Origin of the sequence: Methylobacterium oryzae, from assembly GCF_021398735.1 — a bacterium.
Taxonomy (GTDB): domain Bacteria; phylum Pseudomonadota; class Alphaproteobacteria; order Rhizobiales; family Beijerinckiaceae; genus Methylobacterium.
Window position 1 is genome coordinate 717,110 of sequence record NZ_CP090349.1, and the last position, 13,528, is coordinate 730,637.

Sequence of the window (13,528 nt, forward strand, 5' to 3'; positions counted from 1 at the left end):
AGTCCGGTGCGGTGTCATGTGTGGTCCGATGCCCGGGGCGGTCGCCGGTGCGGCGTCCGCCCGACGGTGCGGCTAGCGGCAGACGATCGATTCCTTGAAGCCGCACGGATCGCCCATCCGGGTGAACGCGACCCGCTCGAACAGCGCGGTGACCGGCTGTCCCGAATACTCCGTCGGTCCGAGCCACGACGCGAAGTCCGGGCCCTGTCCCGACCAGACGCTGAGCATGATCTTGCTCGGATGGGAGGGAAGCGGCCGGTCGGGCGTGCCGACGACCTCGCGCAGCAGGCGTCCGTTGACGTACCAGCGCAGGCGGTCGGGCAGCCACTCGAAGGCGTAGTCCGCGGTGGTGGTCGCGGCGTCGAAGCCGAGGGCGTCGAGGCTGACGTGCTCGCCGACGCCGCCGACGAAGTAGTTGAGCTGGACCTTGCTCGTGTCCTTGCCGAGCCACTCGAAATCGATCTCGTCGTTCGTCCGCCGGTCGCCGTTGTCGGGGCCGTTATAGGTGAAGAACGCCGAGACCATGCCGGACCCGGTGCCCGCCCGCATCCGGACCTCGTAGGTGCCGTAGCCGTAGCGCTCGCGGGTCTGGATCTCGGCGCAGCTGAAGGGGCGCTCCTTGTAGGTGATGTCCGTCAGGGACAGCGAGAGTTCGCCGGGCGTCGCGATCCGGGCGCGGTGCTTCGACCACGTGCAGCCCTGCCAGTCGCCGTTGACCCAGCCGTCCGAGACGTACCAGCGGCGTTCGTTCAGGGTGCTGAACAGCTCCACGAAGGATGCGCCGCCCTGGGCAGCCTGGGCCGCGGCGGGAGAGGCGGGAGAGGCGGCCTGGGCCGCGGCCGGCGGCGCGGCGGTCTCGCCCGCGCTCGCGGGATAGGCCTGCAGGAGAAGCGTCGCCGCCACGCAGAGGCGGCGGCCCGGGCCGGACCAGATCGTCATGCGCACGTCCTCAAACCAGTCGCCGCAGGATCGCGGCGGCGCGCATCGTAGCGGCGGGGGCGGCTCCGGCCGGGGATCATTCGGACGATCCGGCCCGGGGCCGGCCCACTCCTTTCGGACGATCTCGCGCGCCGCGCCGGGATCGCCCTACCGTGCCGGCGGACCGGCCGCGGTGCGGACCGGCCGGAGAGTCGCGGAGTCGTCCGGTGCGCAGCTTAGAGGCCTCGTCCCCCGTCCCGGAGGTCTGCGTCATCATCGCGGCCCGGGACGCCGCGGACACGATCGCGACCGCCGTCGCCTCGGCGCTCCGGCAGCCGGAGGTCGCCGAGGTCATCGTCGTGGACGACGCCTCCGCGGACCCGACCGGCGCGGCCGCCGCGGCGGCCGACGACGGTACCGGCCGCCTGCGGATTATCCGGCTCACCGAGAATGTCGGACCCGCCGAGGCCCGGAACCGCGCCATCGCGGCCGCCCGCGCCCCGCTGCTCTGCATCCTCGACGCCGACGACTACTTCCTCGAGGGCCGGCTCGGCCGGCTCCTCTCCGCGCCCCGGACCTGGGATCTGATCGCCGACGACATCGTCATGGTCCGCGGCCGCGAGGCGGCCTCCGCCGCCGGCCTCGTCACCGGACCGGGGCGGCCGCAGCGGCTCACCCTCGCGGCCTTCGTGACCGGCAACATCCCCCGTCCCGGCGCGAGCCGGCGCGAGCTCGGCTTCCTGAAGCCGATCATGCGGCGGGGTTTCCTGGACCGGCAGGGGCTGCGCTACGACGCGCGCCTGCGGCTCGGGGAGGATTACGCCCTCTACGTCGAGGCGCTGGCGGCCGGGGCGGTGTTCGCCGTGACCGCGCCCTGCGGCTACGTCGCGGTCGAGCGGTCGAACTCGCTGAGCGCGCAGCACCGGACGGACGACCTCGGGGCGATGCTGGCCTTCGACGACGCCATGCTGGGCCGGCCGGGTCTCGCCCCGGAGGCGCGGGTGGCCCTCCGGGCCCACCGCGCCGCCACGGCGCGGCGCTGGCAGCACCGGCGCGTCCTCGACCGGCGGCGCGCCCAGGGCTACGCGGCGGCCCTGCGGGAGCTGCTCGGCACGCCCCTGGCGTGGCGCCACATCCTGTCGGTGACCCTGGCGGACAAGCTCGCGCGCCTCGTGCCCGCGTCCGTGCCGGAGCGGGAGACCGGTCCGCGCCTGCTCCTCGGACCGGAGCGCCGCCTCGAGCCGGCGCGCTGAGCCGGCGCCGGGCCGGGCCGACAGCGGCGCGTCAGCGCTCCTCCCTGCGCGCCCGCACGGCCGCCACGTCGGACCGGACCTCGTCCAGCGCGCTGCGGACCCGCTCCAGGGCCGTCGAGACCGTCGCGTCCAGGTCCGGATCGACGGCGTCCGGCGCCGTGCCGTGACGGAAGCCGTCCAGCAGGTAGGGCATCATCTTGCCGTGGAGCGCCGTGTAGGCACCGGGACTGGACAACTCGTAGACGACCGCGAGAGCGTGATAGGCTCGGACGAGAACCTCGAGCGCGACATCCGCGCTGCGCGCCCCCCGATCGCAATCATCGTTGCCCATCATCGTGCTTGATAATTTATTGCTGCCCCGTCCGCCGGGTAACATGCCCACTTAAGACTGTCGACGTCGGGAGCCATTGCAATCTTCGATCCCCTATGGCGCGGGGCCGTTTATCCGCGCGCCATGGCTCGACTGCAACAGTCGCTGAATAGCGGGGGGCAATTCAAGGTCTCGTCTAGCCACGGAGCTGCCGCGTCGGCCGGATCATTGTGGCGATCTTGGTCTCGACCTCGACCAAAACGCTGTTCACAAGGTGAAGGGCGCCGTCAACTGTACCGGTTGTCAGGCTCTCGTCGCGGCTCGTCTCCTGGATGATGCGGAAATTGTCCTCGACGAACGCGCGGATCTTCTGCTGGACGTCGACGAACTCTCCCGGATGGGCCGTCTCGTAGAGGAGCGCCAGGGCCAGGTAGGCGCGCCCCACCATGTCCAGCGCCAGGGTCGTGCTGACCTCAGAATGTCCGGCGTCCGGGGGCGACACGACGACTGAATTTCCTGTCGGATGTTAGTTATTTACACTATCACGGACTTTATTCGGCGCCAACCGCGCCGATGATCGGTGATGTGGATTCTGCATTGATTCCCGTCGACCGTGGGCCGGTCCTCGGCGGGGCGGTCGGTGCCCGGTCGGAGCGCCGACACGACGCGCGCGGGCGCCGCGCCTGCCAGCAATCCTCGCCACAGTGATCAACGGACCGCCGGCAGGCCGGTCCGGGTAAGCCGGGCTCGGGTTGGTGAGACGCATCCCGTCGCGTGCGGCGCGGGCTCCGTGACCGTCCCGGGCCGATCGCGCGCGGCGTTAACGGCCGGCGGTGGCCCGGCGCTCGGCGCGGTCTTGGCCCGGCGCCAGATCCTGCGCGATCCGCAGCTTGAGCGCGAGGATCCGGTTGTGTCGCGCCATCGCGAGGAGCGACTCGGCGGTCCCGACATCGCCGCGCATCCGCAGCGCGTGGGCGGCCAGCGCCATCTGGGCAGCCATCGCGTCCGCCTGGCGGGCGGCGTGCGGGACGTTCTGGGAGAGGGGCATTCCGGATGGCCACGGTTCGAGGGCTCAGCCGATCCTCCGGACGATCCGTTAACGATATCTTAATGGCCGCACCCCCGCGCCGTCCGAGCGGCGCGGGCCGTCACTTCCGGATGGGCAGGCGGCCGACCAGCCAGCCCTCCTCGTTGCGCACGAGGAGGGTCCAGGGCGGCTCCCGGCCGTTTCCCGTAATCTCGTCGGCCATCTCGGCGATCACGCTACGCGCCTCGATCAGGGCTTCCTCGAGGCCAGCGGCCTCGACCCCCACGTGGTCGTGGATCGTCTCCTCGGCATTTGCGATCTCGAAGTAGAAACGCGCCGCCAACAGGGTTCTCCTCCGCCGGAACTCTTCGGGGAGTTCAGTTCTATAGACCGGTGTTAGCATCTTAGCCGTTCGCGCTCCCGGACAAAGCGGTCGGGAAAAAGCAGCCTGTCTTTGACAATTCGGGTGATGCGCCGGGAAAATGTTCGCGCGATCGTCGACCGGCGCCGCCGGATCAGCCGAATGGCGTAGCCGCCCGGCCGCCGCCATGGCCAGATGGCGATGTAAGGCGCGGTTCGGGGCGGCCCGGCTGCCGGTTCGGGACGGGCCGCGGCGGGGTCGGGCCGGTCGGGCCGAATCGTCGCCGCTACGCCCGATCGGCAGAGCCGCGTACGCCTAAGATATGATGTTGGTGGCCCTGTCGGGCCGCCGTAGACCCGAGCGTCGGTGCGATCGCGGCGAGGATTCCATGAACATCACGATGGTCGGGTCGGGCTATGTCGGTCTGGTCTCTGGCGCGTGCTTTGCGGATTTCGGCCACACGGTCGTGTGCGTCGACAGCAATCGCGGCCGGATCGACGCGCTGAATGCCGGCCGGATGCCGATCTACGAGCCGGGCCTCGAGGCCCTGGTCGCCGAGAACGTCCGCCAGGACCGCCTGTCCTTCATCACCGACCTGGAGACGGCGGTCGGTCAGGCTGACGCGGTCTTCATCGCGGTGGGCACGCCCTCCCGCCGCGGCGACGGCTTCGCCGACCTGAGCTACGTCTACGCGGCCGCCCGCAGCATCGCGCGCGCGCTGCGCGGCTTCACGGTGGTGGTGACCAAGTCGACCGTGCCGGTGGGCACCGGCGACGAGGTCGAGCGCATCATCCGCGAGACCAACCCCGAGGCGCAGTTCGCGGTCGTCTCGAACCCCGAGTTCCTGCGCGAGGGCGCGGCCATCGCCGACTTCAAGCGCCCCGACCGCATCGTCGTCGGCACCGACGAGCCGCGGGCCGTGGCGGTCATGGAGCAGATCTACCGCCCGCTCTACCTCAACGCCGCGCCGATCGTCGCGATGAGCCGCCGGACGGCCGAGCTGACCAAGTACGCGGCGAACGCGTTCCTCGCGGCGAAGATCACGTTCATCAACGAGGTGGCGGATCTGTGCGAGGCGGTGGGCGCGGACGTGCAGGCGGTGGCGCGCGGCATCGGCCTGGACAACCGGATTGGGTCGAAGTTCCTGCATGCCGGGCCGGGCTACGGCGGCTCGTGCTTCCCCAAGGACACGCTGGCCCTAGTCAAGACCGCGCAGGATGCGGGCACCCCGCTGCGGCTGGTCGAGACGGTGGTGGCGGTCAACGACCAGCGCAAGCGCGCGATGGCGCGCAAGGTGATCAAGGCCTGCGGCGGGTCGGTGCGCGGCCGGACGGTGGCGCTGCTGGGCCTGACCTTCAAGCCGAACACCGACGACATGCGCGACGCGCCCGCGCTGGCGATCGTGGCGGGTCTGCAGGACGCCGGCGCCGTAATCCGCGCCTACGATCCCGAGGGCATGGAGCAGGCGCGCCCGCTCCTGCCCGGCGTCGCCTTCGCGGAGGATGCCTACCACTGTGCCGAGGGCGCCGACGCGCTGGTCCTCGTCACCGAGTGGGACGCGTTCCGGGCCCTCGACCTCGACCGGCTGCGGGCGGCGATGCAGCGACCGGTCCTCGTGGATCTCCGCAACGTCTACCGGGCCGCCGACGTCCGGGCGCACGGCTTCGCCTACAGCAGCGTGGGCCGCCCTGACGAACCCGGTGACCAGCCCGGCGACGAGTCCGAGATCCCGCCGGCTCTGCCCCCCGCCGACGCCGTCGCCGGGACCGCGTGAGGCGGGGCCGGGCCCGCGGAACGCGGGCCCGTCGTCGCCCGGCGCCGGTGAGGGCGGCGGACGGGAGCCCCGCCGATCCGCTGGACGATCACCCGTACGAGCGACCCGGCGCGCGGCCGCTCCGGCCGCGGTGACCGCGCCGGCGCGCGGGGCGAGAGGACGGGGAGGCCGATCCGCGGCGTCGGGACCGGGCCGGTGGCGCCGCGCCGATCCGCCGACCGCTTGGCGGGACGGTCGGACGCGAAACGGGTCCCCTCGCGGGCCGCCCGGGCAGGCGATCCACGAGGAGACCCCGAAGCTCCGTCCGGCCGCGCCGGACCGAATTTCTGCCAGGGCGGCCCCGCCGCGGCGGGGCCGGCGCCCGAGCGATCAGGCCGCCGGAGCCTTCACGCTCGCCAGGCTGGAATCTTCCCGGAGGAAGTACTTGTTGGTCAGGTAGGCGACCTCGGTCCGGTTCTTGGCCTTGAGCTTCTTCATGATGTTGCGGACGTGAACCTTCACGGTGCTCTCGCACATGTTGAGTTCGTACGCGATGATCTTGTTCGGCGTCCCCTTCCGGAGCGCCCGCGCCACGCAGAGCTGCCGCGGCGAGAAGATGTCGTCGTCCCCGGCCTCGACCGGCTCGTCCACCTTGATGTTGGCCAGCAGGGGGAGGAGGCATTCGGCCGGGATGTAGACGCCGCCGGCCTGCACGAGCTGGAGCGCCTGCAGGGCGATGTCCACGGAGGTCGTCGTCGGGATGTAGCCTTTGACGCCGAGCTTGATGATCCGCACGATCTGGTCGAGGTTCTCGCCGTCCGAGATGACGGCCACCGGCGGAGCGCCGGCCTCGCCCTGCAGGAACGCCAGTTCCCGCGTGATCTCGGTCCATTCGGTCTCGGTCAGGTTGCCGTCGGGCCGGCAGAGCACGACCACGCTCGCGGCGACGAACGGCGTCTGCCGCTTCCACGATTCGATGTCCGCGAAGACTTCGAACGACGTCTGCCGGTCGGCCTCGCTGAGCGAGGCGGCGAGGCATCGGCCGACGAGCTGGCGTCGATCGATGATGACGATGCGGCTGGCGCGGCCCCGGGACTGGTCCCGTTGCTCGACGACGACCGGGTTGTCACCGGCATGTGCACCCGAAAAGCCGCGGCGGCTTTCGGCCGTGTCCCGCTCAACGAGGGTGAGCGCGTCTCGAGTACCAAGACTGGCCATAGAAAATTACCTCCTTTCGAAGGAAGCCGAATGTCAGCGATGACGGGATACCCAATGCGCTCGCCGACGGCGTGACACTGAGATACGCGGTGGCGCCGGTCGCCTTGGGGCGATTGCCGATGACCACGGATACAATGCTAGCTTTCGTAAAATCGTCTGTAAATACCCTATTTGAATCTTAACCCTTAAATTGCAGGGCTAAATACAATCATCGCGCACTACGTACGTACATAGTGATTTGTTTGATTGCGCACGACGGTGCTGGTGGAGAGATGCATTCGCAAGATCATTCGCCGTCTGTGGTGGTCCGATTCAAGATCTTTTCGAATGTAGTCGCTCAGATGTCGGTTTTAAGAATATCGAAACTTTGTCTTATTCGGAACTACTTGTTGCGTGGTCGTATCGGTGGGACTTCGAGGGCAATTCAATGATCTCGGTGCGATGTAGGTATTCGTGACGGGAGTATTCGAGGGATGAGGGCCCGCTGTACCTGACTGAGGCTAAAAGGCAACATGCGTACTCGGTTGTTTACCCTGTTGGGGTCCGAGTACTGATTTCATCGGTGCGGCGCTGTACCAAACGGCACGCTCCGCGGGAGGAGAGGCCGCCCCGCGCGCCGTCCGACGCGACGGGCGAATCACTGGCGGATCCCTGCCGGGATCCGGAATCGCCGCGGCGGCGATCGAGAGCGCTCTCCGCCGAAGTGGATACCGGTTCGGCGTGAGAGAGCGCGTCGAGACAAAGGATTAGAGCCGTGCCCGATCGCAACGCGATCGGGCACGGCTCTAGTCCAGCCGGACCAGGAGATCGCGCATGCCGCCGACATCGACGAACGTGCCGAGGTCGCGGCCGAGCAGGCCGGCATGTCGCTCCGCGTAGGCCTCCGGCGTGAGCGTCCGCAGGAACGCCGTCACCGAATCGGCGAGCGGCTCGGGAAACGCCCAGCCCAGGCGCTCCGACACCGCGTAGCGTCCGGTCGCCGTCGCGGCGCGCGCCAGCGTCAGGGCGCCGCACAGGCCGCCCTCGTAGAGCCGGTTCGGCAGTAGCCAGTCCGAATTCAGTCCATCATCGAGGTAATCGACGGCCCAACTGAAGTGGATCCCGCTGTAGATCTCCGGAAGGTCGCGGGGATTGGCGTAGGGGCCGCGGAACGACATGTTCGGCCGGCCGTCCAGCGTGTCCGCCAGGGCGCGCGGGGCGATGTCCTCCTCGGAGAGGCGCCCGGCCAGGACGATCCGCACCGAGTCGCCGAGGGCGTCCGCGATGGCGGCGAGGATCGTCAGGCTCCGGCGGCAGCGCAGCGTCCCGAACCAGCCGATCACCCAGGGCGGTTCCGCCGTCCGGGTGCGGTCGAGCCGGGTCGTCACCTCGCCGAGGCGGTGGCCCATGACCTTGTTCTCGAGGAGGTGCCACGCGCCGGCGAAGCCCTGGACCGGCCGGAAATACCGGTCGATGAAGTCCGGGGCACTGACGACGAGGAGGTCGCTGCGGCCGAGGATCCAGCGCTCGACCGCGCGGGCGATCCGTCCCGGCGCGTCCGGCCGCACCATCAGACGCTGGATGTCCAGCACCTCGTAGACGAGGCGCGCGCGGCTCCCGGCGAGGCGCGCCGCGGTCCAGGCCACGAGGGCCATGTCGAGGTTGCGCACGTAGATCACGTCCGCCCCGCGCAGGTCGCGCCGGCGGCGCAGCGCCCGGGCGATGCCGACGGCGAGGCGCGGCAGGCGGCGGGCGTAGTTGCGGTCGACGGTCAGGCCGAGGGGGACGATGTCGTCGGCCACCGGGGCCTCGGCCGGCACCGCGCCGGGGCGGTCCCGCTCGAAGGCGTACACGATGACCGACCACCCGGCGTCCCGGATGGCGTCGACCCGCTTCCGGACCGTGGGCTCGGCCCGGTCGTGCCCGAAGAAGGCGACGCGGCGGCCGCGCGGGGTCGCGGAAACCGCGAAGGCCGGGGTCGGGGCGGCCCGGGCCGGCACGAAGGCCGCCACCCGGTCGAGACCTTCGGCGCGCGGGCCGGTCACGAGGCTGCCTGGGTCGCGCCGCGGGCGCTGCGCCGGGCCGCGGTCCAGCGGCTCAGCGCGCCGCGGAATCCGCCGCGCCGGACCGTCTGGCCGTCGTTGGTCTTGTTGAGCACGACGCCCAGGACGGTGCTGCCGCTCGACTCGAGATCGTGCACGGCGGCGGCGACGTCGTCGATGCTGGTCCGGCCCGCCTCCACCACGATGATCAGGCCGTCGAGCGTGTCGAGGAGCGGCCGGAGCGTGGGGAGCTCGTCCACCGGGGGCAGGTCGACGACGACGCGGTCGAGGGCGGGGCGGTCGAGGGCGGGGCGTCCGTCCCCCAGCACCGCGGCGACGCCCTCCGCGGTCATCAGATCGCTGAAATGGGGATCGTTCGGGTGGCGGTTGCCGCAGGCGAGCAGGCGGACCTCGCCGGGCTGGGGGCGGACCGCCTCGGTGGCGCCGCAGCGGCCGGCGAGCACGTCGAGGAGGCCGCGCTGCTCGGTGGCCTGGCTGAGCCGCGAGAGCGTCCCCTGCCGGACGTCGGCGTCGATCATCAGCACCCGCCCGGAGCTCGCGCGGGCGCGGGCGAGGAGCTGGCCGAGATTGCTCGCGAACAGGGTCTTGCCCGCGCCGGCCCCCACGGACGTGACGCCGATCGCGAAGACCGGGCCGCGGCGGTCGCTGCCCAGGACGTGGGCCTTGAGGCTGTGCAGGCGCTCGACGAACACCGATTGCGGCATGAACCGCACGGCGCTCGCCCGGAACGCCTCGATGCTGGCCGGACGCTGCGCCTCGTTGGCGTGGGCCTGCGCCAGGGCGAGCGCCGCCCGGAAGCCGGGCTCGCGCCGCAGCTCGGGGAGGGCGGCGAGGCAGGTCAGGCCGTGGCCGGTCAGCTGCCGGGGCGTGCGGATCGTCCGGTCGAACCAGTGCCGCGCGAAGGCGCCGCTCACGCCGAACCCGGTGCCGACCAGGAGGCCGAGCAGCATGATCAGGCTGCCGCGGGGCGCGCTCGGGGATTCCGGCACGGTCGCGGGCGTGATCACGTGGGCGGAGGGCTGCGGATAGGATTGCTGGTTGACGGCGTCGATGTAGCGCTGGAGCAGGTTGGTGTAGATCTGGTCGTAGGTCTCGGCGGTGCGGTCGAGCTCCCGCGCCTTGACGCGGGCGTTGCTCATGATCAGCGTCTTCGAGATCAGGGCGTCGAAGGCCGCCGTCATGCTGTCCTCGCGGGCCTTGGCGACCTCGAAATCGTGGTCGAGGGACACGGCGAGGCGCTCGAGCTCGGTGCGCAGCGACTGCTTGGCCGCCAGGATGTCCCGCTGGATCGCCTGGACCGCCTCGTGGTCGGGGCCGAGGCGGCGCTTCAGGTCGTCGGCGCGCTGCACGAGGTCGACGTACTGCCGGCGCAGCTGGATGATGACGCTGTCCTTGAACGCCTCGGTGATCCCCGGATCGGCGATGTCGGAATCGAGGAGCCCGCGGATCTGATCGCGCACCGCTCGGGCGTCGACGGTCTTGGACCGGGCTGCGGCCACCGCGGTGTTGAGCTCCTCGACCTGCTGCTCGCCCACGAGGCCGCGCTTGCCCAGGTCGATGATGGTGTGCTCGGCCTTGTAGGTCTGGGCCTCGCGCGAGGCCTGGCTGGCGCGCTGCTGGAGTTCCTTCAGGCGCGGCAGCATCCACTCGCCGGCGACCTTCCAGACCTGGGCCCGGTTCTCCAGCTCGGTGCTGACATAGGCCCCGGCCACCGCGTTCGCGACAGCGGCCGCCGTGGCGGGATTGTCCGCGCTGTAGCCGACCTCGATCACGTAGGCGGCGCCGATGCGGCTGGCCTCGACGTTCTCGCGCAGCGTTCGCGCCTGGCGCAGGTCCGGGCTGACGGGGGCGGGTTCCTGGACCGGCCGCTCGGCCCCGATCAGCCGGAGGGGCAGCGCCTTGGCGGCCTTCACGAACTCCCGGACCTTCGCGACGAGCGGGTGCGTCGGCGCCGCCAGATCCTTCAGAGCCGACTCGTCGAGCCGGTGCACGGCGGCGAGCGCGATCTTCTCCGAGCGGATGTACTCGACCTGGCTCTCGACCTCGGCGATCTCGAGCGGCGTCCCGGCATTGGGCGTGTCGCGGGCCGTCACCGGGCTGGAGCGGCTCTCGATGTAGACGCGGGCCCGGGCCGTGAAGATGGCCGGCGCCGTCGCGACGTAGATCCCGGCGCAGACCAGCCCGACGGCGGCGAAGGCCAGGATCGACCGCCAGTTCTGCCGCGCGATGGTCAGGATCGAGACCTGGGACTCCGTCTCGGGCGAGAAGGGCTGGCCGCGCCAGGCTCCGGTCCCACCGGGGCGGGTCGCACCGATCGGCAGGAAGGACGCGCTGGTCGAGTGTCGATTCATGGATCTCTCCTCACCGCGGCGGTCACCGCCTCGGGGCGCTATCCGTCAAAGGGGACGCCGGCTCGGCCCGATGGGCGCGTCGAGCCGGGGCGGGTGGGTCAGTTCTGGCCGGCCCCGTCGCCGACGCCCCGCATGGCGGGATCCGGCTTGAGCGCGATCTCCACGACGTCGCCCGGCAGCAGCTCCGTGTCCTCGGCGGCGTCGATCTGCGTCTTGGCCGGTCCGCTCTGCCGGAAGACCGCGATCGCCGCCTGCGCGCGGCTTCCGGACAGGAGCTGCGCCCGGAGGGCGCCGGTATAGACCAGCTTGTCGTTGATGCTGTTCAGGCGCGACCGGTACGTCGCCAGGTTGTTCTCCGCGACCTGGAGCTTCTCCAGGGCGTCCATGGCCTGCACGTCGTCGACCCGCTCGAGCTTGCGGGCGACGTCGCTCTTGTCGCGCTCGAGCTGGGTGAGCTGGACCGTCGTCTGCAGCGCGCGGGTCGAGGAGAGCAGGACGGCGCGCCGCGCGTCGGTCAGCCGGGTCGTGACCACGGCGCCGCGCTGGAAGAGCGCCCGCACGGTGTCGTAATCCTCGGCGTCGGCGGTGACGCCCTCCTTCTCCTTGACCTGCTGATCGCTGAGGCTGGTGAACTGCGTCTGCGTCCGGTTGAGGGAGCGCTGCAGATGGTCCTTCTCCTTGGCGATGTCGGTCATCTGTACCCGGAGCTGCTGCTCGGCGAGCTTCTGCGCCGGGGTCGCGCGGCTGCCCGGGGCGACGTCCGCCGGCGGCGGGGACTTGTCGCCCCGCGACGCGGCGACGACCGCCTTCAGGCGCCAGATCGTGGCGGATTCCCGCTGGATGCTCGCCCAGGTGCTGTCGTACTCGGCGCGCAGGTTCGCCGTCTCGACGACGGGGTTCTCCATCCTGAACCGCAGGAGGTTGTAGCCGCCCGCCAGGGCGATGGCCTGCCGCACGGTCATGCCCGGATGGAACGGGTGCTCGCCCTGCTTGGTCACGTCGCCGCTCAGGTAGACCGGCTGGTACTTCGAGATCCGCACCCCGATCTCGTCGGGCTCGAGCACGGCGATCGATTCCTTGCCCTCGGAGTTGCGCTGCCGCACCGCCTTGGCGGGCAGCGACTTCTGCAGGCTCTGGCGCAGCTCCGCGACGGTGAGCCCGGCGGCCGGGACGTCCCCGAGCAGCGGGACCATGACGGTGCCGTCGGTGGAGACCGTCGCCTCCTGCTTGAAGGTCGGGATGCTGAGGGCCGTGACCTCGATCGTGTCGCCGGGCCCGATGCGGTACTCCGCGGCCGCCGGCAGCGCCGACAGGGCGAGCAGGCACGCCGCGAGACCGGCGCGGCCGGCGCGGGCGGTGGCGCGGGTTGCCGCGGTCTTCGTCGACATCTTCGACACGCATCGTCCCCTTAAGGCTCGCCCTCGGAACCCGGGCGCGGCGGTCGAGCGGCAGGACCGCGCCGGCCTCACGGGCTCATGAGGGCTGAGACGGCATGATGCGTAACGGCCGAGCCAGCCGGGACTCCTCCAAATGGCGGGCGCGGGCATCCTTGCCGGGGCGGGGGCTTCGCCTTTCGACGTAGGCCCCCTGGCCCGAACGGTGCGCCGGGCCGGGGAGGGGTCACACCGGATGGGCGCCGTTCGCCTTTCGACGGACGAACCGCATCGAAAGCCTGGGTTCCCGGCCGTCCGCAGCTCTGTGCAGTTTTGACGCACAGAAGTTCGGCGGAAGGAGCGGCGGGCATGCCGATTACCGATGCAGATATTGGGGCGGATGTGGGGATCTTCTACCCGGATCTAGTCAATATTTATGGATGTCGAATCGAAAGCGGTTCGCGCATCGGCCCCTTCGTGGAGATCCAGCGCGGTAGCCGGATCGGCCCGCGCTGCAAGATCTCCTCGCACAGCTTCATCTGCGCGGGCGTCTCGATCGGGGCCGAGGTGTTCGTCGGCCACGGCGTGGTCTTCACCAACGAGCTCTACCCGGAAGCCACCAACGCGGACGGGAGCCTGAAGCGGGACGGCGAGTGGGAGCTCGTCGAGACCGTGGTCGAGGCCCGCGCCTCCATCGGCTCCAACGCAACCATCGTGGCGGGGATCACCATCGGCGAGGGCGCCCTGGTCGGCGCCGGTGCCGTCGTCACCCGGGACGTCCCGGCCTTCGCCATCGTCGCCGGATGCCCCGCGCGGGTCGTCGGCGACACCCGCACCAAGCGCGCCGAGAGCGCCGCGCGCGCCCGTTCCGTCCAGTCGCCGCGGCCCGAGCCGGCCGAGCCTCTGCAGGTTGCTTGAGGGG

The 13,528-nt window shown here is 70.9% G+C and carries 12 protein-coding genes; 3 read left to right on the forward strand and 9 right to left on the reverse strand.

Annotated features, from left to right (window positions below; translation table 11 throughout):
• Nucleotides 1-72: 72 nt before the first annotated feature.
• Nucleotides 73-939 carry a glycoside hydrolase family 16 protein gene (locus LXM90_RS03395; RefSeq protein WP_020091200.1) on the reverse strand — a complete coding sequence of 289 codons (867 nt, stop codon included), beginning with the start codon at nucleotides 937-939 and terminating at the stop codon, nucleotides 73-75.
• Nucleotides 940-1,145: 206 nt separating this feature from the next.
• On the opposite strand from LXM90_RS03395, the gene LXM90_RS03400 reads away from it, so the two are divergent.
• Nucleotides 1,146-2,171 (forward strand): glycosyltransferase family 2 protein, encoded by a 1,026-nt coding sequence (locus LXM90_RS03400; protein WP_020091199.1) that lies wholly within the window; start codon nucleotides 1,146-1,148, stop codon nucleotides 2,169-2,171.
• Nucleotides 2,172-2,202: 31 nt separating this feature from the next.
• Here LXM90_RS03400 and LXM90_RS03405 read toward each other — a convergent pair whose 3' ends face one another.
• From LXM90_RS03405 to LXM90_RS03420, 4 genes are all read right to left on the reverse strand, one after another.
• Entirely contained in the window at nucleotides 2,203-2,505 is a 303-nt protein-coding gene (locus tag LXM90_RS03405) for a hypothetical protein (RefSeq protein WP_234081760.1), read from the reverse strand.
• 172 nt (nucleotides 2,506-2,677) lie between these two features.
• Nucleotides 2,678-2,983, reverse strand: coding sequence for a hypothetical protein (locus LXM90_RS03410; protein WP_020091197.1), 306 nt, complete (start codon nucleotides 2,981-2,983; stop codon nucleotides 2,678-2,680).
• A 318-nt stretch (nucleotides 2,984-3,301) separates the two neighbouring features.
• The gene (locus LXM90_RS03415) at nucleotides 3,302-3,529 is read right to left on the reverse strand and encodes a hypothetical protein (RefSeq protein ID WP_020091196.1); all 228 of its coding nucleotides are present in this window, start codon (nucleotides 3,527-3,529) and stop codon (nucleotides 3,302-3,304) included.
• A 100-nt stretch (nucleotides 3,530-3,629) separates the two neighbouring features.
• The gene (locus tag LXM90_RS03420; RefSeq protein ID WP_020091195.1) at nucleotides 3,630-3,851 is read right to left on the reverse strand and encodes a DUF6894 family protein; all 222 of its coding nucleotides are present in this window, start codon (nucleotides 3,849-3,851) and stop codon (nucleotides 3,630-3,632) included.
• A gap of 406 nt (nucleotides 3,852-4,257) precedes the next feature.
• Here LXM90_RS03420 and LXM90_RS03425 point away from each other — a divergent pair, with 406 nt between their 5' ends.
• Nucleotides 4,258-5,643, forward strand: coding sequence for a UDP-glucose dehydrogenase family protein (locus LXM90_RS03425; RefSeq protein ID WP_020091194.1), 1,386 nt, complete (start codon nucleotides 4,258-4,260; stop codon nucleotides 5,641-5,643).
• A 369-nt stretch (nucleotides 5,644-6,012) separates the two neighbouring features.
• On the opposite strand, the gene LXM90_RS03430 is transcribed toward LXM90_RS03425, so the two are convergent.
• The 4 genes from LXM90_RS03430 to LXM90_RS03445 all read right to left on the reverse strand — a co-directional run bounded on the left by LXM90_RS03430 (nucleotide 6,013) and on the right by LXM90_RS03445 (nucleotide 12,621).
• Nucleotides 6,013-6,840, reverse strand: a complete 828-nt coding sequence (locus LXM90_RS03430; protein WP_020091193.1) for a LuxR C-terminal-related transcriptional regulator — start codon at nucleotides 6,838-6,840, stop codon at nucleotides 6,013-6,015.
• A gap of 785 nt (nucleotides 6,841-7,625) precedes the next feature.
• Nucleotides 7,626-8,864: a glycosyltransferase gene (locus LXM90_RS03435; RefSeq protein WP_020091192.1), complete on the reverse strand. Its 1,239-nt coding sequence runs from the start codon at nucleotides 8,862-8,864 to the stop codon at nucleotides 7,626-7,628.
• Complete coding sequence (locus tag LXM90_RS03440; RefSeq protein WP_020091191.1) at nucleotides 8,861-11,233, reverse strand: GumC family protein; 2,373 nt, start codon at nucleotides 11,231-11,233, stop codon at nucleotides 8,861-8,863. Before LXM90_RS03440 ends, LXM90_RS03435 begins: the two co-directional genes overlap by 4 nt.
• 98 nt (nucleotides 11,234-11,331) lie before the next feature.
• Nucleotides 11,332-12,621, reverse strand: coding sequence for a polysaccharide biosynthesis/export family protein (locus tag LXM90_RS03445; protein ID WP_020091190.1), 1,290 nt, complete (start codon nucleotides 12,619-12,621; stop codon nucleotides 11,332-11,334).
• A gap of 354 nt (nucleotides 12,622-12,975) precedes the next feature.
• Between LXM90_RS03445 and LXM90_RS03450 the strand changes: the two genes are divergently transcribed.
• Nucleotides 12,976-13,524: an acyltransferase gene (locus LXM90_RS03450; protein WP_026604627.1), complete on the forward strand. Its 549-nt coding sequence runs from the start codon at nucleotides 12,976-12,978 to the stop codon at nucleotides 13,522-13,524.
• Nucleotides 13,525-13,528 lie beyond the last annotated feature (4 nt).

Bases quoted from the DNA above. Each gene is read 5' to 3' on its own strand.
- LXM90_RS03405 (WP_234081760.1), bottom strand. From the start codon at position 2,505: ATGATGGGCAACGATGATTGCGATCGGGGGGCGCGCAGCGCGGATGTC.
- LXM90_RS03430 (WP_020091193.1), bottom strand. From the start codon at position 6,840: ATGGCCAGTCTTGGTACTCGAGACGCGCTCACCCTCGTTGAGCGGGAC.
- LXM90_RS03450 (WP_026604627.1), top strand. From the start codon at position 12,976: ATGCCGATTACCGATGCAGATATTGGGGCGGATGTGGGGATCTTCTAC.
- LXM90_RS03425 (WP_020091194.1), top strand. From the start codon at position 4,258: ATGAACATCACGATGGTCGGGTCGGGCTATGTCGGTCTGGTCTCTGGC.
- LXM90_RS03440 (WP_020091191.1), bottom strand. From the start codon at position 11,233: ATGAATCGACACTCGACCAGCGCGTCCTTCCTGCCGATCGGTGCGACC.
- LXM90_RS03395 (WP_020091200.1), bottom strand. From the start codon at position 939: ATGACGATCTGGTCCGGCCCGGGCCGCCGCCTCTGCGTGGCGGCGACG.
- LXM90_RS03445 (WP_020091190.1), bottom strand. From the start codon at position 12,621: ATGTCGACGAAGACCGCGGCAACCCGCGCCACCGCCCGCGCCGGCCGC.
- LXM90_RS03415 (WP_020091196.1), bottom strand. From the start codon at position 3,529: ATGCCCCTCTCCCAGAACGTCCCGCACGCCGCCCGCCAGGCGGACGCG.